This is a genomic window from Deltaproteobacteria bacterium (genome assembly GCA_011773515.1).
Lineage (GTDB): Bacteria > Desulfobacterota > Deferrimicrobia > J040 > J040 > WVXK01.
In genome coordinates, this window is sequence record WVXK01000021.1 from 1 (window position 1) to 5,392 (window position 5,392).

At 55.3% G+C, this 5,392-nt stretch carries 4 protein-coding genes; 2 read left to right on the plus strand and 2 right to left on the minus strand.

Annotated features, from left to right (window positions below; translation table 11 throughout):
• Positions 1-52: 52 nt before the first annotated feature.
• Both GTN70_02585 and GTN70_02590 read left to right on the plus strand, forming a co-directional pair.
• Entirely contained in the window at positions 53-484 is a 432-nt protein-coding gene (locus GTN70_02585) for a hypothetical protein (GenBank protein NIO15880.1), read from the plus strand.
• A 211-nt stretch (positions 485-695) separates the two neighbouring features.
• The gene (locus GTN70_02590; GenBank protein ID NIO15881.1) at positions 696-1,208 is read left to right on the plus strand and encodes a hypothetical protein; all 513 of its coding nucleotides are present in this window, start codon (positions 696-698) and stop codon (positions 1,206-1,208) included.
• 132 nt (positions 1,209-1,340) lie between these two features.
• On the opposite strand, the gene GTN70_02595 is transcribed toward GTN70_02590, so the two are convergent.
• Positions 1,341-3,617, minus strand: a complete 2,277-nt coding sequence (locus tag GTN70_02595; protein ID NIO15882.1) for a hypothetical protein — start codon at positions 3,615-3,617, stop codon at positions 1,341-1,343.
• 400 nt (positions 3,618-4,017) lie between these two features.
• Positions 4,018-5,392, minus strand: a 1,375-nt coding sequence (locus GTN70_02600) for a hypothetical protein (protein ID NIO15883.1), incomplete at its 5' end; no start/stop codon positions are given.

Genomic DNA, 5,392 nt, shown 5'->3' on the forward strand with positions numbered 1-5,392 from the left:
TCATAACGGGCAACAAAGGGAGAGTACAGTTTTCGACCCATAAGGAGGACAAATGGAAAAAATAGGGAGATATTCAGTCCTGCTCGCTGTTTTCTGTCTTTACCTGGGGATGGTGACTTCCTGCGCAACCATCCCCGAGGATACCTCGGGTCGTGTCGAGATCGAGAAAGAGGACACGCGGGTCGTCATGGTCTTCAACGAGGAGGACAGCCGCCTGATCAGGCAATATTATAGAACGCATCTCAAGGCCCTCCCGCCGGGCCTTGCGAAGAAGAGGCGTCTTCCCCCCGGCCTGGAGAGGCAAATCGTGCGCAATGGAAAATTGCCGCCGGGCTTATCGGAGAAACCCATACCGGCATCCCTCGAGAGGGAGCTTTCGCCGCTGCCCGATGGATACATACGCATCAGGGTAGGAGCGGATGTGGTTCTCCTCGATGAGCGAACCCGCGTCGTCATGGATGTCCTCTATGATGTGACGGAGTGAGAGGCAAGGATGGAAAGGGGGCATCCTCCGGGTTTCGCGCAATGGTAAGCTGCCGCCCCGGTATCTGTGGTGGGACCGGTCGCCTGCAACCTTTTGAAAAAAACAACCTGCCGTTTATTAGCCTGATTTCTGATATAATGTAAACCACGGGCAGTCAACCATCCGCTGTATTTCCATACCAGAAGCGGGAAAAATCACGGGGAGGTGGGGAATGAAGAAAACTACTATCGGTTTGGTTCTTGTTTCTTTCATCGTCTGCGTTGCACTTGCCTGGGCCGGAACGAAAAAAGGCGCAGAGGAGAAGATGGCTGAGCTTCCGAAGGCAGAGGGGGCTGCCGTCTACACCTTCATCACGACGGCCAGCAAATACCAGGATTGGCCCCTCTGGCCGGGAAAGGAAAAGATGTACAAGGGGCAGCCGCCCCACGGCGCATTTCTTACGACCTATATCAACGATGCGGCGAAAAGCGCCATCGACGCCGGCACGGTCATGGGAGCGGGGGCGATGATCGTGAAGGAGAACTACTCACCGGAAAAACAGCTCGCCGCGGTCACGGTGATGTACAAGGTGGCCGGGTTCAACCCCGAGGCGAACGACTGGTTCTGGGCGAAATATAAAGCCGACGGCACCGTCGAGAAAGAGGGGAAGGTGGAGGGGTGCATCAAGTGCCACGCCGCCAAGAAGGCCAACGACTACGTCTTCACCGGCGAGTTCGTGAAGTAGGTTCTTCCGTCAGAAGGCGGCGTTGTTCAAATCCTCTTCCCTGGGGATCACCTTTCCCCGGTGTCGCTGATTTTTCAAAAGAAAAAAAGGGCGAGCTTGAAAGCTCGCCCTTTTGGTTTCTTCGCGTGAGCGTTATTTCCCGCTACCGGGTGCCTTCCTCTTCCTTCTTCTGGCCGTGAACCAGATGCCGGCGAGAAGCAGCAGCCCGAGGGCGCCCTTGATACCGGTGGCGCTTCCATCTCTATCGACGATCGCGCACCCTCCGGCGCTCCCGGGGGCGGGCGATGAGAGTTCCATCGCCGGTGCGGTCGAGGCCGGGGCCCCTGCCACCGATATGGAGCCGTTTGCGGTGCCGTCGCTGTCTCCGGCACCTCCGTCAACCAGGTGGAGGGTCACCTCGAACGCGCCCACTACCGCTCCCGTCTCGCTGGCTGAGTCGTAGGTGAACTCCCGGGCCGATCCGTTTTTATCGAAGAGGTAGTAGGTGTCAACGTACTCGCCGTCGGTGTAGATGGTCACCGTTGCAAAACCTCCCGGCTCGACGCCCGAGATGGTGAACTCCATCTCACCGTATGGGAGGTTGAAGCCTGCGGCTTCACCACCTTCTGGCTCGCTGGATTCTACCTGCTCGATGTCGGCCGTCGATTCGACGGTGAGGTAGTGGTTCCCGCTTTCAGTGGGGAAGGATGCCACCTTCTTCTGGCCTTTGTCCGGTTTCCCGTCCTTGTTGCCGTCGTAGTGGTCGTCCTTCCTCCCGTGGCCCTTTTCCTTCTCGTCGGACACGCTGTCGCCGTCTTCGTCTATCCATTCGGCTCCGTGGCAGGAGAAGCACGAGGGGGCGGATCCTGTGGATTCAGTGCCTCCATCAAGATCCTGGCCGTGACAAGCTCTGCACTCATCCGGGCCGTTCTCTTCCACGTAATCCTCGTGCTGCTCCTCGGCGTCGGTCCATTCCACGTCCCCGAAGGAGTGTGTAACGGGTTCTTCATTCGTCTCACATGCAGAGTCGCCGGCGCAATCAGAGGTGTCGTCGCAGTCGGTCAGCCCGTCGCCGTCATTGTCCAGGCCATCGTCGCACACTTCCGGATCGGGCTGGGCACATGCTTCGTCGGTAGCGCAGTCGCTGTCCGCGCAGTCGATGGCTCCATCGAAGTCGTTGTCGACGCCGTCGGTGCAGTTCTCCGGGATCGGGTCCTCATGCCACTCCCTGTCGTGGCAGGAGAAGCAGGAGGGTGTTCTTAAGTCTTCGTTCCCCATCAGATCGCCGCCGTGACAGAGGGTGCAGCCGTTGCTGTAAGGTTCGTCCTTTCCGGGCGCATGCAGGAAGCCGTCTTCCTCGTCTGTATGCGTGGATGGCGGGCCACCTCTGGGTCCGCACTCGAAATTGGAGGCACTGCAATCAGTATCAGCACAATCGATCAGGCCGTCGTTGTCGTTGTCCAGACCGTCTGAACAGTTGGTTTCTGGTCCGGGGTTGTTGCAGGGCATATCGGCACCGCTGCAATCCTGATCGATCCCGTCACCACAGATCTCTGCCGGAACAGGACCGCATTCGCCGCATGCGTTCAGCACTCCTTCATCCACCTGTCCGTCACAATTGTTGTCAATACCGTCACAGACTTCGGTAGTGGGTTCACAGGTGGGTGCGCAGCCTTCATCGACCGTTCCGTCACAGTTGTTGTCGGTGTTGTCACCGCAGATTTCTGCCGGAACAGGACCGCACTCACCGCAAGCGTTGAGTAGCCCTTCATCCACCTGTCCGTCGCAGTCGTTGTCAATGCCGTCACAGACTTCGGTAGTGGGTTCACAGGTGGGTGCGCAGCCTTCATCGACCGTTCCGTCACAGTTGTTGTCGGTGTTGTCACCGCAGATCTCTGCCGGAACAGGACCGCACTCACCGCAAGCGTTGAGTAGCCCTTCATCCACCTGTCCATCACAGTCGTTATCGATACCGTCACAAATTTCTGCTGGCGCCGGTCCACAGGTACCACATGCGTTTGTTACACCCTCATCAACAGAACCATCACAGTCGTTATCGATACCGTCACAAATTTCTGCTGGCGCCGGTCCACACTCACCGCAGGCATTGAGTAGTCCTTCATCCACCTGCCCGTCGCAGTCGTTGTCCTGTCCGTCACAGACTTCGGTACTGGGAGTACAGGCCTGAACGCCGCAGGTAGCCGAAGTTCCGCAGAAAGCGCTCGCATTGCTGGTGTCACATCCTTCTTTACGGGGTCCTCCACCATTTGGATTTTCGTGGCAAAAACCACAGTCTCCAATGGTAATTATGGTGGTCCCACAATCCTGGTTGATTGAAGAATCAAAACCAGGAAATCCGTCGCTGGTTCCGGTCATACATATGAGGGCAAAAAATACGCCCAGCCCTACGTTCAGAGATTTTCTCATCATACATAACCCTCCTTCTCTTTTTCGTGGTGACACTTTGAATATTGTGAGCGAATCGAATTCTGCCGGATATCAACCGGTTGGCTTCACCTGTTACCACAGCCCCTTCTCATCCTCGAACAGCGTATAAATGATAACTATTCTTACAAAAGCAACATGCGTGCCAATGAGATTTATTTTGTAACCTCATGATACTGAAAGGATTTCGCTTTCTGGGAGGGACAGGTTTATTACACAACTGTAATAAAAATGGCCTTATGGTGTGTTTAATTTCTTTTTTGATAATTATTAACAATAATGCATTTAAGGGTGTTTTGCGAAATTCGGATTGGTGATCGCGAGACTTATATTGATAAAAAAAGGAGGGGTTTCCCCCTCCTTTACCGGTTCGTTTCGCCAGCGATCATTCGCAGATTACCTTCGTGGATCCGGTAATAGTGTTATTCGTTTCTTCTCTGTTTTCCAGGGCATCGATTATTGCTTCCCACGTTAGATTCCACGTTTCCCCGGATTCGTTGCACGTGATATCAGCCATGAAGGTTATCTTCTGACCGCCGTCACCCAGCCTTATCTGCTTTGTGATACTTGCAGGATCGATGGTGACGGAAACGGAATCGCTCGGCGGATTCAAGCTTAAAGTAATCGTGGCATTCTGAACTTTTGTGTCCGCATTTGCGACAACCACGACTCTCTTGGTCTTTGTTTCCATCTCGAGCTCGACCTTTTTGGGCGCGTATATCCTGCTCAAGGAAACATCGGCTTCACCATGAGGTTCGTCATCGCAATCGTCTCCGCGGCATTCATCGTCATCAGGTTCATCATCGCAATCGTCTCCCCGGCATTCGCCGCCGCCTTCCTCTTCCCACTCGTTGCCGTGGCACGAGAAGCACGACGGGGCAAATCCACCGGAGTCAGGCCCATTAAGCTCGCTGCCGTGACAGGACGTGCACTCGTTGCTGAAGGGTTTATCCTTGCCGGGCATGTGGAAGACGCCATGCTCCTCGTCGGTGTGACCGTATGGCGGCCCACCGCCGGTACCGGGGTTGCAGACATCGCCGATTCCGTCGCCGTCTGCGTCAGCCTGATCGGGATTTGCCACATCGGGGCAGTTGTCATCAGCGTCGGCCACTCCGTCCCCGTCTCTGTCGTTCAAAGAATCGCAGGCATCGCCGATTCCGTCGCCGTCTGCGTCAGCCTGATCGGGATTTGCCACATCGGGGCAGTTGTCCACATCTCCGCAGACGCCGTCATTATCGGCGTCATTGTTGGGATCGTTCAGGCATGTGTCGCAGGCATCGCCCAAGCCGTCGCCATCTGAATCTGCCTGGCCAGCGTTGTAAGTGTCCGGGCAGTTATCCTCTTCAATGCATACTCCATCACCGTCGTTGTCTATACAAGTCGAACAGTCGAGATCATTATTATCGTAGAGGTTGTTCCCGTCGTTGTCCAAACCCATGTTATCGCCAATCGTCCAGTTTTCGCTGGGATTATCGGTTGGATTACAGGGCATATCAGCATTTGTATCAACCGTACCATAATAAGGTGGTGGAGTAGCCTCGCCAAAAGGAGTGTAATTCGCAGGATCGGCATCGCTGTGGCAAAAAGCGCATGTCGATATCTCTGATCGATGGTGGTGCTGGCGAAGACCCGCACCGAGACCTGCTGATAGGCCGTCATTTCCCGCGTCTTCTATCCTTCCGTGACATCCAACACATCCGAAGCCCTCATTGTTGGCTGTTCCGTCCGAAGAGCCGATGAACGGGTTTCTGTTGTCTCCC